We start from the raw sequence: 14,810 nt of genomic DNA on the forward strand, positions 1-14,810 counted from the left end.
AGGCCAAAAGCCTCCCAATTTGTTTCTACTGCTTTATAAGCTTAAAGGATGATGTACCGCTATCGGTTTCAACCTTAACCATATACAATCCCGTTGTAAGGGCATGTGTGTTTACTGCACTCTGCCCATCTGAACTGAGGCACAGCCTACCGTTTAGGTCAAATACCTGAATGCTTTTCAGGCTGCCGTCTAAAACGCTTATGTACAGCTGGTCTTTAACCGGGTTAGGATACAGGCGCACATTTTGCAGGCGGTTATCGGGCAGTGAAAGCACACCAAACACCGTTATGGCCGTATTGGTTATTACCGGCTCGTTAAAATCAAAATAAATGGCGGCCGTGCTGTGTATTTCATCATTTACAGCAATATCTGCCTTTGGCTTAACGCGATAGGTAACAAAGCCATGGCTGGCGGGCTCGTTGTGGGTGCTATCCGGCAGGAAAATATTGTTGAATAAAAACTCCAGTTCATTACCGTTACGGCGAATGGCCTGGTAGCTGTGGCTGGCAACAATGGGTTCAAAAGTATCCCAGTCCAGGTCTTCATCAAGCTCATTTTCAATACGTATGTTAACCGCCATTGCAGTACCGGTATTCTGGAAACGTATGGTATAGTGCAGGTAATCATTAGCATTATCAATGTTTACCCACTCACCTTCGTGCACAACAATATCATTAGGATCATAAGATGCCACTATTGTTTGCTGCAGGTTATTTGTATTATTACCGGCAACCTCATCTCCATCTACGCTTGCTTCTCCCGAAAAAGTAAGCACGTCATCCATAAGGTTTACCGGAGGAGGCAGTACACTGTAATTAATATAAGTGCTGCTGTTGCCAAAAGGTGCAATATTGCTTACAGTAAAGCTAATGGTATTAGCATCTACCTGGGTGTAGCCTCCTGCTACATATTCAACAGATACTTTATCCTGCTCATAGTTAAACAGCACGGTTATGTTTTGGGCTACAGTACCGCTGTTATTTTGCACCATTACATAGCAGCTGCCGTTAAACCCAAGTAATGGCGCTATACCGGGAACCAGTGTAACGCTAACATCGGTATACGGTTGCGGCCCGCCCATGCACAGGCTTACCTGCGGCGGGGTAGCTGCCGGAAATGTATTAATTATTGTTACGGGCGCAATAGTTTCAAACAAAGGGGTTTCAACCGGCACTACCGTTACAGGAACATCAGTTCCGTAAGGCAAATCAGCAATAGTAAAAGCGCCCTGGGCATTGGTATAAATTAAGTACGGTTCTTCTTCTGCCACGGTAACCTGTAGGCCAAGGCCCGGCACGGCAAGGTCTTGCGTGTTGCAAAGCCCATCGGCATTAACATCTGCCATAACGGTTCCTTCAATATAATTATCGGCACCAAAGTAAATATTTAAGCCCGAAGACCATTCGCTGGTTATGTTGCCGCCTAACCCTGCACAAACAGAGCGCACATACACCCTGTGCAAGCCAAAAAGCCCGGGGGTTTCTATTGTAACCGTAGTAGAATTTGCCGTACCGGTAGGTATTGTATTTTCGTTTAGCGGGCTGTTATCATTATAAGGCTGCAGGTAATACTCATAGCTATCTCCTGAGCCGTCCCATGAAACGGTACCTGAAGCCCCCTGGTTATTATATACACTTAGGTTTATAGGCGTATAGCAAAAATCAGCCTGGCACTGGGCAAGGCCGTTAAAAATAGTCATATCGGCAGGGTCAAATTCCTGGTTTTGAAGTGTAAATACCGTTTGCGAAAATGCATTTTCTACGGTAAAGCCCACTTCTTCCATACCCACATCGCCTATGCTCCATTCAATCTGAAACGGTACATTATCGCACATGGGTACTTCTACCGTAGCTTCAGAACCTGATTCGAGCCATATTTCCCCAATAGGGAGACCATATTGGTATACGGTAAAATGGTTGTTGCCCCAGCCATTTCCGGCAGTATCTGTAAGGTTAAATGTGTAATTACACATGGTTTCGGGCGGGCAGGAAGCCGTAGAAACCTGTAAAGGGGGTGTCCAGATACTGTATTCTCCCGGAGCGCACATAGCGCGTATATATACTTTGTAGGTAACACCCGGCATAAGGTTAGTAAATGTGTACGGTACAGAAGTAACTACTGTTCCTGTGCCGGAAGGTGCAGCATTTACAGGCACAATTTCAATTTCCCACGATGTGGCGTTTGCTGTATCTGTCCAGCTTACTGTAAACTGGGTTGGGCCTGCATCATAAGCCATTAAATACATAGGTTCCATGCAAGCTTGTACAACATCTACATTATCTATCATCCAGGTGTCTCCGTTGTTACCTTTAGCTACAAAAGCCAGGTATACATTTTGCCCTACAAAAGAGCTAAGCGACACCATTTTATGCGTCCAGTCTGTTTGCGAAGGGTTAATTTGCAGCTCGGTCCAGTTTGCTGCCTGAGAGGTAAAGTTTACTATATTAATCTGGTTTTCAAACGATTCATTAACTATGGGGCGTACATAAATATGAAATGTAGTGCCCTGGTCTCCGGGCTGTGCCAGTTTACTGTAAAAGCTAAGCACCCCATTTTCGGGCACTGCAAATGCCGGGGTTATAAGCCAGTCTTCGGCAATTGTTCCTGCAGCAACGCTTTCGGGGGCTATAACTGCGTGTTGGCTGCCCTGGTAACTGCCTGTAGTGCCCAGCTCCCATTTTTGCTGGATTCCGGCGTGGTTAACAATTGCCCAGCCCGCGGGGCCTCCCGCACTTGCGGGGCCATTGGGCGTTGTCCATGCTCCCTCAAAGGTTTCGGTAGTTTGTGCCAGCCCCAAAAATGGCAGCAGGCATAAGAAGATAAGGAGTTTTCTTTTCATAGTGTGATGATATTTAGGTTGGTAGGTGCCGTTTTACGGGTGTTCAATACTATACAGTCTAACCTGCCGGGGTTAAGTTGCGTTACAATTTATTTGTTTTTAACAGGACATATACTATACATTTATACAACAAACACAATATCAACAACATAATAAATAACCAATAGATCATGCTTATCGCATTGAATAGAAATAGGCTTGCTTAAAGTTAATGTTTTTTTAAATTTGCCTCCTATAAATCACGTATTTAGGCCAAAAAAGTATATTTACCGCATAACTTTATCTTAAAACACTACACATTTATGGGCAGGACGCTCGTTATTGGCGATATTCACGGGGCATACAAAGCTATTGTGCAACTGCTTGAAAGAGCAAAGGTTACACCCCAGGACCACCTTATTTTTTTGGGCGATTTTGTAGACGGCTGGGGGCAGTCTCCCGAAGTAATTGACTACCTCATTAACCTGAAAGCCACCCATAACTGCCTGTTTTTGAGAGGAAACCATGACGACCTGCTCATGAACTGGCTCAAAACCGGCCAGTATAGCGAGGAATGGTTTAACCACGGTGGCCGCATAACCATGGAATGCTACCAGGCACTGCCCGAAGACAAGCGCCAACTGCATATACTGTTTTTGGAAAGCCTTGAAGATTACTACCTTAGCGAAGACAACCGCCTTTTTGCCCATGCCGGGTTTACCAACCTCAATGGCGTTAAGCACGAGTATTTTACCCGTATGTTCTACTGGGACAGGACGTTATGGGAAACCGCCTTGGCGCTCGACCCACAACTTGAGCCTACCAACCCGCTATACCCCAAGCGCTTTAACCACTACAACGAGATTTTTATAGGCCATACGCCCGTAACCCGCATAGGATCAACCACTCCCGTGCAGAAAGCAAATATATGGAACGTAGATACCGGGGCTGCTTTTAAGGGCCCGCTTACCATTATGGATGCCAATACAAAGGAATTTTGGCAAACCGACCCGGTACACGAATTATACCCCGAAGAGAAAGGCCGCAACTAAAAACAGCTTAATATTTCACAATTGGAGTTTGAAATTGGCTAAAGCCGTTGCAGGTTTAAAGTTTAACGTTTCAGGTTTTGTAAAAATCAAAAGTAGGACTGGCTGACTGCAAAAAAAATTCACGATATATCGTGAATTTTTATACCTAATCATCCATCGAAAATTATCATAACAAAAAAGGGAGCCCAAAAAGGCTCCCTCTTCACAATTACGGAAAACCGTAAAATTATTGTATAGAGATATTATCTATCTGTATAGTAGTAGTAACGCTACCGTTGCTGTAGTACTCAAATACAAAGTAACCGTTGCCGCTTAGGGTTGCAGGTATATTGTAAGTACCCGCTGTTGTAAAGCTGTTTTGAGACTGGCCGCTTGCAGGATATGTAAGTGCGGTAAACTCGCTTGTAATATCTGTAAAGTTACCGGTGTTGATTTCGTTTAGCGGGGTATAGTCATTTGCCTCAGCATAATAAACCCTTAAACATACACCGTTGTTGTAGCGTATCTCTTTATCAAAGCTAAAGGTAGAAGCCGCACCAAAGTCTACAGGCACAACAAAGAATGTGTTACCGGCCTCACCAGGGTTATTTGCACCGTTAAAGGCAGTCATTTCTATGTACTTGTTGTTTTGGTATTGCTTAATTTGCCAGTACCTGTCGCCTTCAGTGTAGTCGTTAACATATTTAGGGAAGGTATTAGCGTTAACCGCATAGCTTTCAAAGTCTTCAGTAAACGAGCCAGAATATGTAATCTCTGTACCACCTAGTGCAGAGTCGCTCTCACCCGGTTCGCCCGGCTCCGGTGGTGCATCGCCAAAACGTGGCTGGTCCAGCTTAATATCGCTTTCATAACGGGCTACAAACTGGTAGTCGTTATTAAATTTAGTAAGTACACCACGCACTGTACCGCTTTCTGCCGGCACAGTACTGCCTGCATAGCTTGCAAACTCGCTGGTACGGAAAATAATGGTAGCGCCGGTTTCGTCTTCAAGAAGCCAGTTGGTAGAACCACCCAATACGTTACTGTCGTCAAAATAAGTGTTGTTTACCGCATCTACAGTAAACTCAACATCCTGAAGCTCAATAAGCGTATTTATGTAGTTGTTGTTAAGTGCTTCGCTAATGCTTATCTTCTTAACAAGGTCTTCTTCGCTTACTACAGTACAAGAACGGTTAAGCACAGTGGCAGCCTGCTCTAAAGTCATCCTGCCCACCTGGCCCTGGTAAAGGGCGCCTATCCTTTTAGAGCTGTGTGCAATATCAGTATACGTACCGTCAAGCTTTATAAGCACTTTACGGCCCACATCAAAAGTACCGCCATAAGATGCGTTGTCTACCGGCACGCTAAAGCCATACTGGCCATCAAGCGTTTGGAAAGAGATAGATTTGTAGAAGTTACCACCCAGGTCGCTGCTGGTTACATACGCTTCTATTATACCGTCTCCTGTATATTGGGCTGCAGTAGCCGTAGCAGGCACTGCCTGTGGCTGCATATTAGCAACAAGTGGTGTATCTATACACTCAAGCGTAGGGATGCTGTAATCATCGTCATTAATGCACGAGCTAAGCAAACCTGCTGCAATAGCGGCATATACCGTTGTTTTAAAAATAGCTTTCATAGTATATAATTATTTTTTTTTCTTAGAAATTGATATAAAGGTTAACAAAGAACGTCCTGCCGTAGCCATAAAAATAGCGAGGGCCAAAAGATGGGTTTCCGCTGCTTACATCCTGGTTAAGGGTACGGTAGCTGGCGTTACGGGCCTGTTCAAAACCACCGGTTTTATACCTTACGTCAAACACGTTGTTAACGCTGGCAAAGAAACCTATAATGTTTTGTTTTACTTTCCATGATTTACCACCCTGCAGGTTTACAAGGTAAATTTCGTCAAATCGTTCCTGCTTAAGCAGTTCGCGTGTCCTGCTTTCTGTAGCTTCAGGATAACCTATACCTAATGTATTATCTGTAAGGAAGTTGCTGGTCCTTAAAAGAGCAGATACATCTATATAGTTATTGGCAAGGTAGTTAGCGTTAGCGCCTATCCACCAGTATTTAGGGTCGCGGTACTCAAGGCCTATAGAGTAAGCCTGTTGTGGCATGCCCGGCAGTTTGTAGTCTTTAAGAGCAGCAGGGCCATAGTTTAGTATAGCAGCCTGACCACCCACGCCCAGCTCATCGCTTGCAAAGGCATCGTTATTAATAAATACGTTAGGGTTATTGTCATACGTATACTGCCCGTAAGCCGCACTTGCCATAACCTTAATGGTACTGGTAACCTGGTATTCAAGGCCAAGTTCCCCACCCATCATTTTCTTGTCTATATCAGTAACCGTTTCGGCAATAAACGCGTTGGTATCGCCGGTAGTTTCGCCTTCAACCACACCTTCTGCAAAGAAGAAAGAGGTTTCGGTAGCGTTTTGTATCAGGTTATAAAAACCGGTTAGCCTTGCCTTTAGCCTTGGCGCGCGCACCACATAGCTAATATCGCCACCCATTATATCCTCGCTGTCTATACCATCAACAATGTTGTTGTTTAGCCTTGCGTTAGGGAACGTGTTTCTAAGCGTAGGTGCCTTGCTCATATAAATACCGTTTGCCACAATGCTGTTACGGCCGTCTATTTTATATGTAATACCTGCTTTTGCACCCGGGTTGTCAAAAGATACTTTTTGGCTCTTGCCAAAAGAGTTGGTTGGGTAAATACCATTGCGGTAAAGGCCATCCCTCTGGTACTCGCTGCGGCTGTAGTTTAGCGCACCATAAAAGTCTACTTTGCTGTAGCTAAATTTAAACTGGGCAAAAGCATCTATAGTATTGGCAAGCAGGTTGTAGTTGTAACCAAAAGTATCGCCCACACCCACCTGGCGGCCCGGGTTGTTAAGGTCGCTCTGGCCCTGGCTGCCGGCAAAGAACGGATCGATATCCATATAATAAGCGCCACCCATAAGGTCTAACAGGTTCTGGAAGTTATGGCTCTTAAGGTTGCGGTAGGTAGCACCGGCGTTAAGTATAATATTATCGGCCAGCTGGCTGCGTAGTATTGTATTGGCTGTAAAGGTCTTGTCGTCTGTCCTGTCTTCATACAGTACATATTTACTAACACCCGGCGCACGGCCTATTTCCTGGTTGTTGGCATCAGTTACTGGCACCGTGTTTACCTGGTACATATAATCCCAGTTAATTTGCGGGTTTGCCATAAAAGAGTTAAGGTTGCTTTGTGCAAGGGCAAGGTTTTCCGGGCTGTTGCCCACAAAGTTACCACCCAGGCCACCCGGCAAAAACTGCTCTGGCGCTACGTTTTGGTTTTCATAAAAACTTAGGTAGTAGCTTGGCAGGTTGCCATAATATGTTGGATCAGGGTTTTTAACATCTTGAAAATCAAGACGTGTGTTGCCTATGCTACCAAACTGGTAGGCTACGTTTGTGTTAAGCGATGTTTTGTCGCTAATAGTCCAGTAGTGGCTAAGCATAAAAATAGGCTCTTCTACATCTTTATCGCGGCTGTTGCGTTTTTTGCCGTTTTGCCACCCCCAGTAAGAGTTGTAATCTTCGCCCCTAAGGTTTATAACCTCCTGTGTGTTTGGCGAGTTTTTACCCCTGCTGTTTTGAGCGTATATGCTGGTAAAGTTTAGGCTGTGCTTATCGTTTATTTTCTTTTCTACCGATGCAAAGAATGAGTTTGCACTGTAGTCGCTGCCTTCAAAATAGCCTTCCTGAGCCCACCTGCGCGATGCACTAATGGTATATGCCCATCCGTCTGCCTGAAGCCCGCTGGCATAAGTAGCCATCATCCTCCAGTCATAGCTGGTATTGGCGCCGCTAAAAGACACCCTTGCACCCGGGCGGTATATACTGGCACGTGTATTAATTTCCTGTGTGCCCAGTATGTTACCAAAAGTATAGTCTGATGGTGCAGAACCCATTGTAAACTCCTGGTTGCGTGTAGCATCGTTAAGGCCACCCCAGTTGCTCCATTGCGGGCGGCCGTCATAAAGCTTGTTCATTGTTACACCATTTATCATGGTAGTACCATACTCATTATCAAGGCCGCGAACCCTATAGCGCGCCATACCCCAGTTAAAGGCTGCTGCCTGCTGGTAGGTATCTCTTGACGCCTGCAGTAGCCCCGCAGTGTTTTCAGAGCCCGAGTTGTCATCGCCCAGGTCGTTATCTGTAATGGTAATAAGGCTTAACTGCTGCTCTGTAGTAATGTCTTCTTCAAAGTTTACTACGCCCAGGTCAAGCGCCTGGCCTTCCTGTACCTCAATAGTAAAGGTTTGGGCCACATAGCCGGTAGTGCTAATTGTAACTTCGTGGCTGCCCGGGGCAACGCTTGCAAATACAAAAACACCTTCAGCGTTGGTTTGCACGGTTGCGGCGTTCCCTTCAAGCGTAGCCGTAACGTTTTGAAGCGGCTTTTGCGATTTAGAGTCTACCACCTTAGCCGTAACCGATGCCGTTTGCTGTGCGAATGCACACACGGCCTGTACTGCGAATAAAAGGCTGAGTACTAGTTTCTTCATAAATAAATTTAATGTAATTTTATTTTATTTGTCAAGTTAAAAATTTCTTAACGGCGGCAAATGTAATGCAATTAAAAATAATATTTACCTTTGGCACCCCATTTGTTATAAAACTTCACGTTAAATTAATATTTGTTATATAATGATAAATCGTTTTCGTATTCTACTGGTAACCATATTAGTAGTATTTGCGGCAAAAGCGCAAGACAAACAGTACAGGGTGCACACCATAGCGTTCTACAACCTTGAGAACCTTTTTGATACCATTAACGACCCGCGCACTAACGATGAGGAATGGCTGGTAACGGGCTCCCAACACTGGACGGGTGCCAAATACCGCAAAAAACTGGCTAACCTAAGCAAGGTTATATCGCAAATAGGTGTAGACGAAAAGCAGCCCAACAGCCCCGTGGTGGTGGGTGTGGCCGAGGTAGAAAACCGCAAAGTGCTGGAAGACCTTGTTAAGCAGCCCGGACTTGCCGAAAAAGGCTATGCCGTTATACATTTTGACTCGCCCGATAAACGCGGTATAGATGTAGGCCTGCTGTACCAAACAAAATATTTTAAGCCTACCAGCTATATAAACATTCCGCTGTATATATACGAAAACGGCAAAGCACCCGATAAGGCCGACAGCGCCGATGATGCCGAAGACAAAAACGTGGCACACAACGGCCGCATTTATACCCGCGACCAGCTGCTGGTTACCGGTATGCTGGATGGTGAAGAGGTAAGCTTTATTGTTAACCACTGGCCGTCGCGCTCCGGTGGTGAAAAGAAAAGCAGCCCTAACCGCGAGGCAGCTGCCGCACTTAACAAAAAGACTATTGACTCGCTTTATACCATAAACCCCAACCTGAAACTTATAACCATGGGCGACCTTAACGATGGCCCTTATAACAACAGCGTTAAAAAAGTGCTTGGCGCCAAAGCGCATAAAGATGAAGTAAAAGAAAAAGGCCTGTTTAACCCCATGGCCGAAATGAGCGATAAAGGTATAGGCACACTGGCCTACCGCGATGCGTGGGACCTTTTTGACCAGATGATTGTTACCGAACCGCTTATTAAAAAAGACTTCAGCTCGTTCCGTTTCTGGAAAGCGGGTGTGTGGAACAAAAGCTTTATGACCCAGCCCAGTGGCCAGTACCGCGGCTACCCGCTGCGTAACTCAAACGGCGAGGTGGGCTATAGCGACCACTTCCCGGTGTATATTTACCTGGTTAAGGAACAGAAATAATACTAAAAGCCGCGCCCACAGCGCGGTTTTTTTATAACCCATGCCCAGTCCCTTTGCTGTTGTATGTCTGCTTCAGGAATACCGGCCTCATACATCATGTCAATAAGCTGTTCGTTGCTTACAATATACACGCTAAGCGGCAGCGAAATACCATACTGCGCTATTTGTGCAAAATGCTCTTTACTGAATATTTCGAGGTTTAGCTGGTGTGTTCCATTATAAAACAGCTCTATAAACAGGTTGATTTCAGTAACACCCTGCTGCCTGAACTGCGCTATGTGCCGCCTTACATAATCAATGTACCAGGGGTAGTATTCGCTATAAAGGGTTTCATGCAGTGCATACCGCATGGGCGAAAGCAAATCAAGGCTGCCAAAGCCATACACCCCGGTTTCGCTTTTATCGTTAGCATCGTCAGGTTCAATACTTTCAAATACTATGGCATCATTGCCTATTTCACTCAGCAGTTTCTTAGGCGAAAAGGAATCGCCCATCAGGTTGAGGGTTATTTTTGTGAGGTGCATTTTGGGGTGGTTATTGTGTTGCTGCTAAAAGCAACGTGGTGCGCCTGTTAAATATCTTTATAAAGTCGCGGTGTTCTGTTTTTGCCTCAGTACAGCTGTAGCAAAGGGTTATAATAGTCACTTCTTTGCCATTTTGCAGTTCAGGATAAAACCAAATATCAGGGCAGCCGTCATACCCTCCCACTTCACGCAGCATAACTGGTTTCCCTTCAAGATAAAACGCCAGCGCCAATTGGTTAACCTGTCCTTCAAGCCATTTTATATCATCCTGGGTAAACCCAAGGTTCTTTGCATAGCCATAAGCCGTTGAAAGGTAAAAAATGGTACCCAGGTTCTTTATATCCTTTAACGCAGACGGTTTGTTAAGGGTATCGCAGTAAGCCTTTGGGGTATAACTTATAAGCTTTGTATATTCTTCCCAGTGTAGCGAATCAGTTTTCTGCGCCTGTACAAACAGGGTTAATAATAAGGCGGTTATAGAGAGGAAAACTTTCATAAATATAAAGATATTAAAAAAGGCCGCCCTTCCGGACAGCCCTCTTATAAATATTTATCCTCCAACTGAAGCATAAACCCTTGCTCTTCTGTATTATTAAGGTGCGCTTTAAGCTGCTGCCATGTGGCAAAACCAAAGTTTACAACCTCATGCCAGTCAGGGTCGTTCAAAACCACTATGTCTGTCAAACCTTCTTTATTTATACTGCCGATATAGTTATCAAGCATTTTATGAAACGGGATTACAATAGCGGCTTCCTGTGCTGATGCAAAACCCTGGTTTACAAAATTATCGTATCCTTCGTTCAGGTCAAGGTCATCAAAATAGCTACATAAAGCTTCGGTATAATTGCTTGCTACATCAGGATAAAAACCTTCGAGCCACACCTTGTGCTGAAAAGTAATATCAGTAAATTCAAACAAGGCCCTGAGCCATCGCTCCCTTATACTCTTTCTTAGCCCAACATTCATAGATTAACACTTCCCGTCAACACCGCAGCTGTCGCCCTCAATAATATCAAGGGGTGCGCTGGCCTGTTGCCATTCGCCGTATGATTTTTCAAGCACTTCTAAAAATGTAGCGGCATCCTGTGCGCCGCTAACGCCATACTTGCGGTTAAACACAAAAAATGGCACACCACGCACGCCTATGTTCTGGGCTTCCTGCACATCCATTACCACATCCTGAAAATAAGCCTCGCTGCCCATAGCCTCAGCCAGCTCGGTAGTATTAAGCCCTACCGAGGCCGCAATTTCACTTAGGGTGGCAGCATCATCTATATTCTTGCCATCAGTAAAATAAGCTTTAAACAGGGCCTCCTCAGCTTCGTTTTGCAGACCAAACTCCTTGGCAAAATGCAGCATACGGTGTGCGTTAAAGCTGTTGGCCGGTATGGCTTTATCAAAGTTGTAGGTAAGGCCGGTTTCGGCAGCCATATTGGTTACATAGTCGTTCATGCCGGTAGCTTCCTCCAGGCTCACGCCTTTGTGCTCGGCCAGGAACTGGTGCATATTTTTGGTAGGGTCGGTTACCATTTCGGGCGAAAGCAGGTAGCTTTTCCATTCAATTTCTACCTTATCCTTACCGTTAAATGTTTCAAGCGCCTGCTCAAAACGGCGCTTGCCTATATAGCAAAAGGGACACATAATGTCGCTCCAAATCTCAATTTTCATAATAGTGTATTTTACACAAAGGTAGGGCTTTACAATAAACTATAACATTTTTAGTTACACTAATAATACGCATATAATTATAATGAAAAAGCACCTTACACCGCAACTGCTTACCGATTGCTTTAGCATAAGCATGGTTATACTTGTACTTATTATTAGCGGACTTGTGTGGCGCGAACGCCACTACACCCGCATGTACAACAGCACACAGCTGCGCCTTACGGCTACCGACTTTAAAACCCAATGGGGCGAGCCCGACCAGTGTGCCGCTACTACAGATGGTGTTGTACTGCGTTATGACCGCTGCATTTGGGGCGAATATGTTTTTATATTCGACAAAGATTCTTTGCTGGCATCTAAAGGGGTAGATGATTAAAACCGTTACGGGTTGTGAGTTGTGGGTTGTTTTTAAAGTTGTGAGTAACATAGTATAATCTTTAAAAACAACCCCCAACTCACAACCATTCAACAAAAAAAGAGAGGCATAAACCTCTCTTTTTTGTTATTTAATAAGTGCCGGTTGCACCCATTTAAAAATATGCGATTCTTCGGGTATCACCAGGCGTTCGCTAATGCGTGCCATCCTGTCCGGAAGCTTCATCAGGAAGTCGCGCGCCTTTTCGGCCTCGGCAGTAAGCCCGTCAATTTTATCAATCTGCCATTTTTCTATAAGCTTGCGAAGTATATCTACATAATCAGCAGCGGTATAAACACCTATGCGCTGCGCCGAATCAGAAAACTGCTCAAACGCCGTGCTTATCTTTTGTCCGCTTTCGCGAAGAAAGTGCGCCGGCATAACAATTTTTTGCTTCATCATGTACTGAAAGGCCAGCATCATTTCGCTTGGGTCTACCTTAAAAATACGGTCTACAAACTCGCTGTAGGCCATGTGGTGGCGCATTTCATCACCCGCCACAAGCTTACACATCTTGCTCAGCTTTTTATCGCCATACTGCTTTGCAATCTGGCTTACACGGTTGTGCGATATATAAGTAGCCAGCTCCTGGAAACTGGTATATACAAAGTTTTTGTATGGGTCGCGGTCGGTACCAATATCAAAACCGTCGTTAATAAGGTGCTGTGTAGTCATTTCAACCTCGCGCATATTTACGCGGCCGCTAAGGTACAGGTACTTGTTTAGCAGGTCGCCGTGGCGGTTTTCTTCACCCGTCCAGTTGCGCACCCACTTGCTCCATCCGTTGCCGCCGTTGTCTATCTGGTTAACGCCTTCCACATCCATAAGCCACGACTCATAAGTAGGCAGGGCCTCTTCGGTAATGGTATCGCCCACAAGCACTACCCAAAAATCATACGGCAGGTCTTTGGCAATTTCGCGCAGTTCCCTAACCTCTTCAAAAAAGGTTTCGTTTTGCGAATCAGGCAGTAAATCAGTAGGTTGCCATATTTTTTCCACCGGAATAAGGTACTCATCCACAAAAGAATCTATGTTCTTTTCCAGAAACTGCATTACCTCCAGGCGGATGTTTTTTATAGACATATATTTAGTATTTTATTCCTTTAATCACTTCTCTCTCAGTACGCTCCATCACTTCTTCAAAAGGAATTCCCTTAATTGCAAATGGTTCCTGTACGGTAAACGTAAGGCGGTTGCCCAGCCCCAGCGGAAACTTGCCAAAACGCTCTACCCTCCACGAGTTATTTATCGTTAAAGGTACAATATAAGCATTAGGGGCAAACTTGCACAGCATTTTAAGCCCGTTTTCACTAAACTTCTTTGGCACACCCGTTTTGCTGCGTGTCCCTTCGGGGAAAATCACGGTGGCGCGGTTGTGCTTTTGTATGTATTCGGCCATACCTTTAATGGCGGTAAGGGCCTGTTTCGGGTCTTTACGGTCTATTAAAACGCTGCCGCCGTGCCTTAAATTGTATGACACACTGGGTATACCCTTGCCCAACTCTTTCTTACTCACAAATTTAGGGTGAAATTTGCGCATAAACCAGATAATTGGCGGAATATCATACATACTCTGGTGGTTAGCCACAAAAATAATGGGCACCCCATGCGGAATACGTTCACGGTGTTGTACGTCAAAAGTAGTGCCAAGAGCGTGCATAGAGCGCACAAGCCCACTGTTAAGTATGTCTACGCTTTTTTTATGTGCCTGATAACCAAACACATTAAAGCACAGCCACTGTATAGGGTGAAACACCACAAGCAGCAGGCCAAAAAGTGCGTAAAACAATATAGAGAACGGAACCGATAGTATCCTTTGCATGTGCGTTGTAAAAAATTCGCACAAAAGTACATTCTTTTTACCGAATTATAAAAATAATTGGTATGCTGGCATACTATAAAGCAAAAAACCACGCAAATGCGTGGTTTTACAATTTAAATCCTTTATTCTTAGCAGAATTCGTCGTAAGCGTCTTTAAGGTTTTCGGCAATCATTTCAGCCGGGCGGCCCTCAATGTGGTGGCGCTCCAGCATGTGCACAAGCTCTCCGTCTTTAAACAGCGCCATGCTTGGCGATGACGGCGGGAACGGAAACATAAGGCCCCTTGCCTCGTCTACCGCTTCTTTATCTACACCGGCAAAAACCGTAATAAGGTTGCTTGGTGTTTTAGCGTTATCTAGGCTCATTTTAGCGCCCGGGCGTGCATTACGTGCCGCGCAGCCGCAAACCGAGTTAACCACTACAAGCGTAGTGCCCTGTTTGGTTATTTCATTCTTAACCTCATCGGCAGTATATAGTTCTTTAAAACCCGCCTGTGCAAGCTCGGCACGCATTGGTTTTACCAGTTCTTCAGGATACATAATCTTCTTTTTAAAGTTTACGGTACAAAGTTACATAATTTTTAATCTAAAAATGTAAATGTATCTATTTTTGTTACAGATGTCAGGTTTGTTTCACAAAGAACCGCAAAGAAGGCACAAAGCCACACAAAGTTTTTAGTAATATAACCGTATTTGACAGAGAGAACACCGAGTTGCCATACGAGTGAAGCTCATTCTGAATTCTAATTTCT

General features: G+C 44.8%; 13 protein-coding genes. 3 read left to right on the plus strand and 10 right to left on the minus strand.

Going from position 1 to position 14,810, the window contains the following annotated elements; translation table 11 throughout:
• Window positions 1–25: 25 nt before the first annotated feature.
• Window positions 26–2,839, minus strand: a complete 2,814-nt coding sequence (locus AM279_RS13360) for a T9SS-dependent choice-of-anchor J family protein (RefSeq protein WP_082344232.1) — start codon at window positions 2,837–2,839, stop codon at window positions 26–28.
• Between the two features lie 302 nt (window positions 2,840–3,141).
• On the opposite strand from AM279_RS13360, the gene AM279_RS13365 reads away from it, so the two are divergent.
• Complete coding sequence (locus AM279_RS13365) at window positions 3,142–3,870, plus strand: metallophosphoesterase family protein (protein ID WP_054408531.1); 729 nt, start codon at window positions 3,142–3,144, stop codon at window positions 3,868–3,870.
• Between the two features lie 226 nt (window positions 3,871–4,096).
• On the opposite strand, the gene AM279_RS13370 is transcribed toward AM279_RS13365, so the two are convergent.
• Complete coding sequence (locus tag AM279_RS13370) at window positions 4,097–5,488, minus strand: DUF5689 domain-containing protein (RefSeq protein ID WP_054408532.1); 1,392 nt, start codon at window positions 5,486–5,488, stop codon at window positions 4,097–4,099.
• Between the two features lie 22 nt (window positions 5,489–5,510).
• Window positions 5,511–8,393 (minus strand): carboxypeptidase regulatory-like domain-containing protein, encoded by a 2,883-nt coding sequence (locus tag AM279_RS13375; RefSeq protein WP_054408533.1) that lies wholly within the window; start codon window positions 8,391–8,393, stop codon window positions 5,511–5,513.
• Window positions 8,394–8,532: 139 nt separating this feature from the next.
• On the opposite strand from AM279_RS13375, the gene AM279_RS13380 reads away from it, so the two are divergent.
• Window positions 8,533–9,630: an endonuclease/exonuclease/phosphatase family protein gene (locus AM279_RS13380; RefSeq protein ID WP_394331219.1), complete on the plus strand. Its 1,098-nt coding sequence runs from the start codon at window positions 8,533–8,535 to the stop codon at window positions 9,628–9,630.
• 2 nt (window positions 9,631–9,632) lie between these two features.
• Here AM279_RS13380 and AM279_RS13385 read toward each other — a convergent pair whose 3' ends face one another.
• Genes AM279_RS13385 through AM279_RS13400 form a run of 4 tightly spaced genes read right to left on the minus strand, consistent with a single transcriptional unit; the run spans window position 9,633 to window position 11,822 of the window.
• Window positions 9,633–10,154, minus strand: a complete 522-nt coding sequence (locus AM279_RS13385) for a hypothetical protein (protein ID WP_054408535.1) — start codon at window positions 10,152–10,154, stop codon at window positions 9,633–9,635.
• A gap of 10 nt (window positions 10,155–10,164) precedes the next feature.
• Window positions 10,165–10,650 (minus strand): hypothetical protein, encoded by a 486-nt coding sequence (locus AM279_RS13390; RefSeq protein WP_054408536.1) that lies wholly within the window; start codon window positions 10,648–10,650, stop codon window positions 10,165–10,167.
• A gap of 44 nt (window positions 10,651–10,694) precedes the next feature.
• Window positions 10,695–11,120: an SCO4402 family protein gene (locus AM279_RS13395; RefSeq protein WP_143090429.1), complete on the minus strand. Its 426-nt coding sequence runs from the start codon at window positions 11,118–11,120 to the stop codon at window positions 10,695–10,697.
• Window positions 11,121–11,123: 3 nt separating this feature from the next.
• On the minus strand, window positions 11,124–11,822 hold the full coding sequence (locus AM279_RS13400; protein WP_054408538.1) for a DsbA family oxidoreductase: 699 nt from the start codon (window positions 11,820–11,822) through the stop codon (window positions 11,124–11,126).
• 82 nt (window positions 11,823–11,904) lie between these two features.
• Here AM279_RS13400 and AM279_RS13405 point away from each other — a divergent pair, with 82 nt between their 5' ends.
• Complete coding sequence (locus AM279_RS13405; protein WP_054408539.1) at window positions 11,905–12,198, plus strand: hypothetical protein; 294 nt, start codon at window positions 11,905–11,907, stop codon at window positions 12,196–12,198.
• 126 nt (window positions 12,199–12,324) lie between these two features.
• On the opposite strand, the gene AM279_RS13410 is transcribed toward AM279_RS13405, so the two are convergent.
• The 3 genes from AM279_RS13410 to AM279_RS13420 all read right to left on the minus strand — a co-directional run bounded on the left by AM279_RS13410 (window position 12,325) and on the right by AM279_RS13420 (window position 14,598).
• On the minus strand, window positions 12,325–13,320 hold the full coding sequence (locus AM279_RS13410) for an acyl-ACP desaturase (RefSeq protein WP_054408540.1): 996 nt from the start codon (window positions 13,318–13,320) through the stop codon (window positions 12,325–12,327).
• 4 nt (window positions 13,321–13,324) lie between these two features.
• Window positions 13,325–14,059 (minus strand): lysophospholipid acyltransferase family protein, encoded by a 735-nt coding sequence (locus AM279_RS13415; RefSeq protein ID WP_054408541.1) that lies wholly within the window; start codon window positions 14,057–14,059, stop codon window positions 13,325–13,327.
• Between the two features lie 128 nt (window positions 14,060–14,187).
• Window positions 14,188–14,598, minus strand: a complete 411-nt coding sequence (locus AM279_RS13420; RefSeq protein ID WP_054408542.1) for a BrxA/BrxB family bacilliredoxin — start codon at window positions 14,596–14,598, stop codon at window positions 14,188–14,190.
• Between the last annotated feature and the right edge of the window lie 212 nt (window positions 14,599–14,810).

This window comes from Flavobacterium akiainvivens, assembly GCF_001278115.1.
GTDB lineage: Bacteria > Bacteroidota > Bacteroidia > Flavobacteriales > Flavobacteriaceae > Flavobacterium > Flavobacterium akiainvivens.

Coding starts and splice junctions, on each gene's coding strand:
- AM279_RS13390 (WP_054408536.1), bottom strand. CDS start 10,650: ATGAAAGTTTTCCTCTCTATAACCGCCTTATTATTAACCCTGTTTGTA.
- AM279_RS13360 (WP_082344232.1), bottom strand. CDS start 2,839: ATGAAAAGAAAACTCCTTATCTTCTTATGCCTGCTGCCATTTTTGGGG.
- AM279_RS13375 (WP_054408533.1), bottom strand. CDS start 8,393: ATGAAGAAACTAGTACTCAGCCTTTTATTCGCAGTACAGGCCGTGTGT.
- AM279_RS13415 (WP_054408541.1), bottom strand. CDS start 14,059: ATGCAAAGGATACTATCGGTTCCGTTCTCTATATTGTTTTACGCACTT.
- AM279_RS13405 (WP_054408539.1), top strand. CDS start 11,905: ATGAAAAAGCACCTTACACCGCAACTGCTTACCGATTGCTTTAGCATA.
- AM279_RS13370 (WP_054408532.1), bottom strand. CDS start 5,488: ATGAAAGCTATTTTTAAAACAACGGTATATGCCGCTATTGCAGCAGGT.
- AM279_RS13420 (WP_054408542.1), bottom strand. CDS start 14,598: ATGTATCCTGAAGAACTGGTAAAACCAATGCGTGCCGAGCTTGCACAG.
- AM279_RS13395 (WP_143090429.1), bottom strand. CDS start 11,120: ATGAATGTTGGGCTAAGAAAGAGTATAAGGGAGCGATGGCTCAGGGCC.
- AM279_RS13385 (WP_054408535.1), bottom strand. CDS start 10,154: ATGCACCTCACAAAAATAACCCTCAACCTGATGGGCGATTCCTTTTCG.
- AM279_RS13400 (WP_054408538.1), bottom strand. CDS start 11,822: ATGAAAATTGAGATTTGGAGCGACATTATGTGTCCCTTTTGCTATATA.
- AM279_RS13365 (WP_054408531.1), top strand. CDS start 3,142: ATGGGCAGGACGCTCGTTATTGGCGATATTCACGGGGCATACAAAGCT.
- AM279_RS13410 (WP_054408540.1), bottom strand. CDS start 13,320: ATGTCTATAAAAAACATCCGCCTGGAGGTAATGCAGTTTCTGGAAAAG.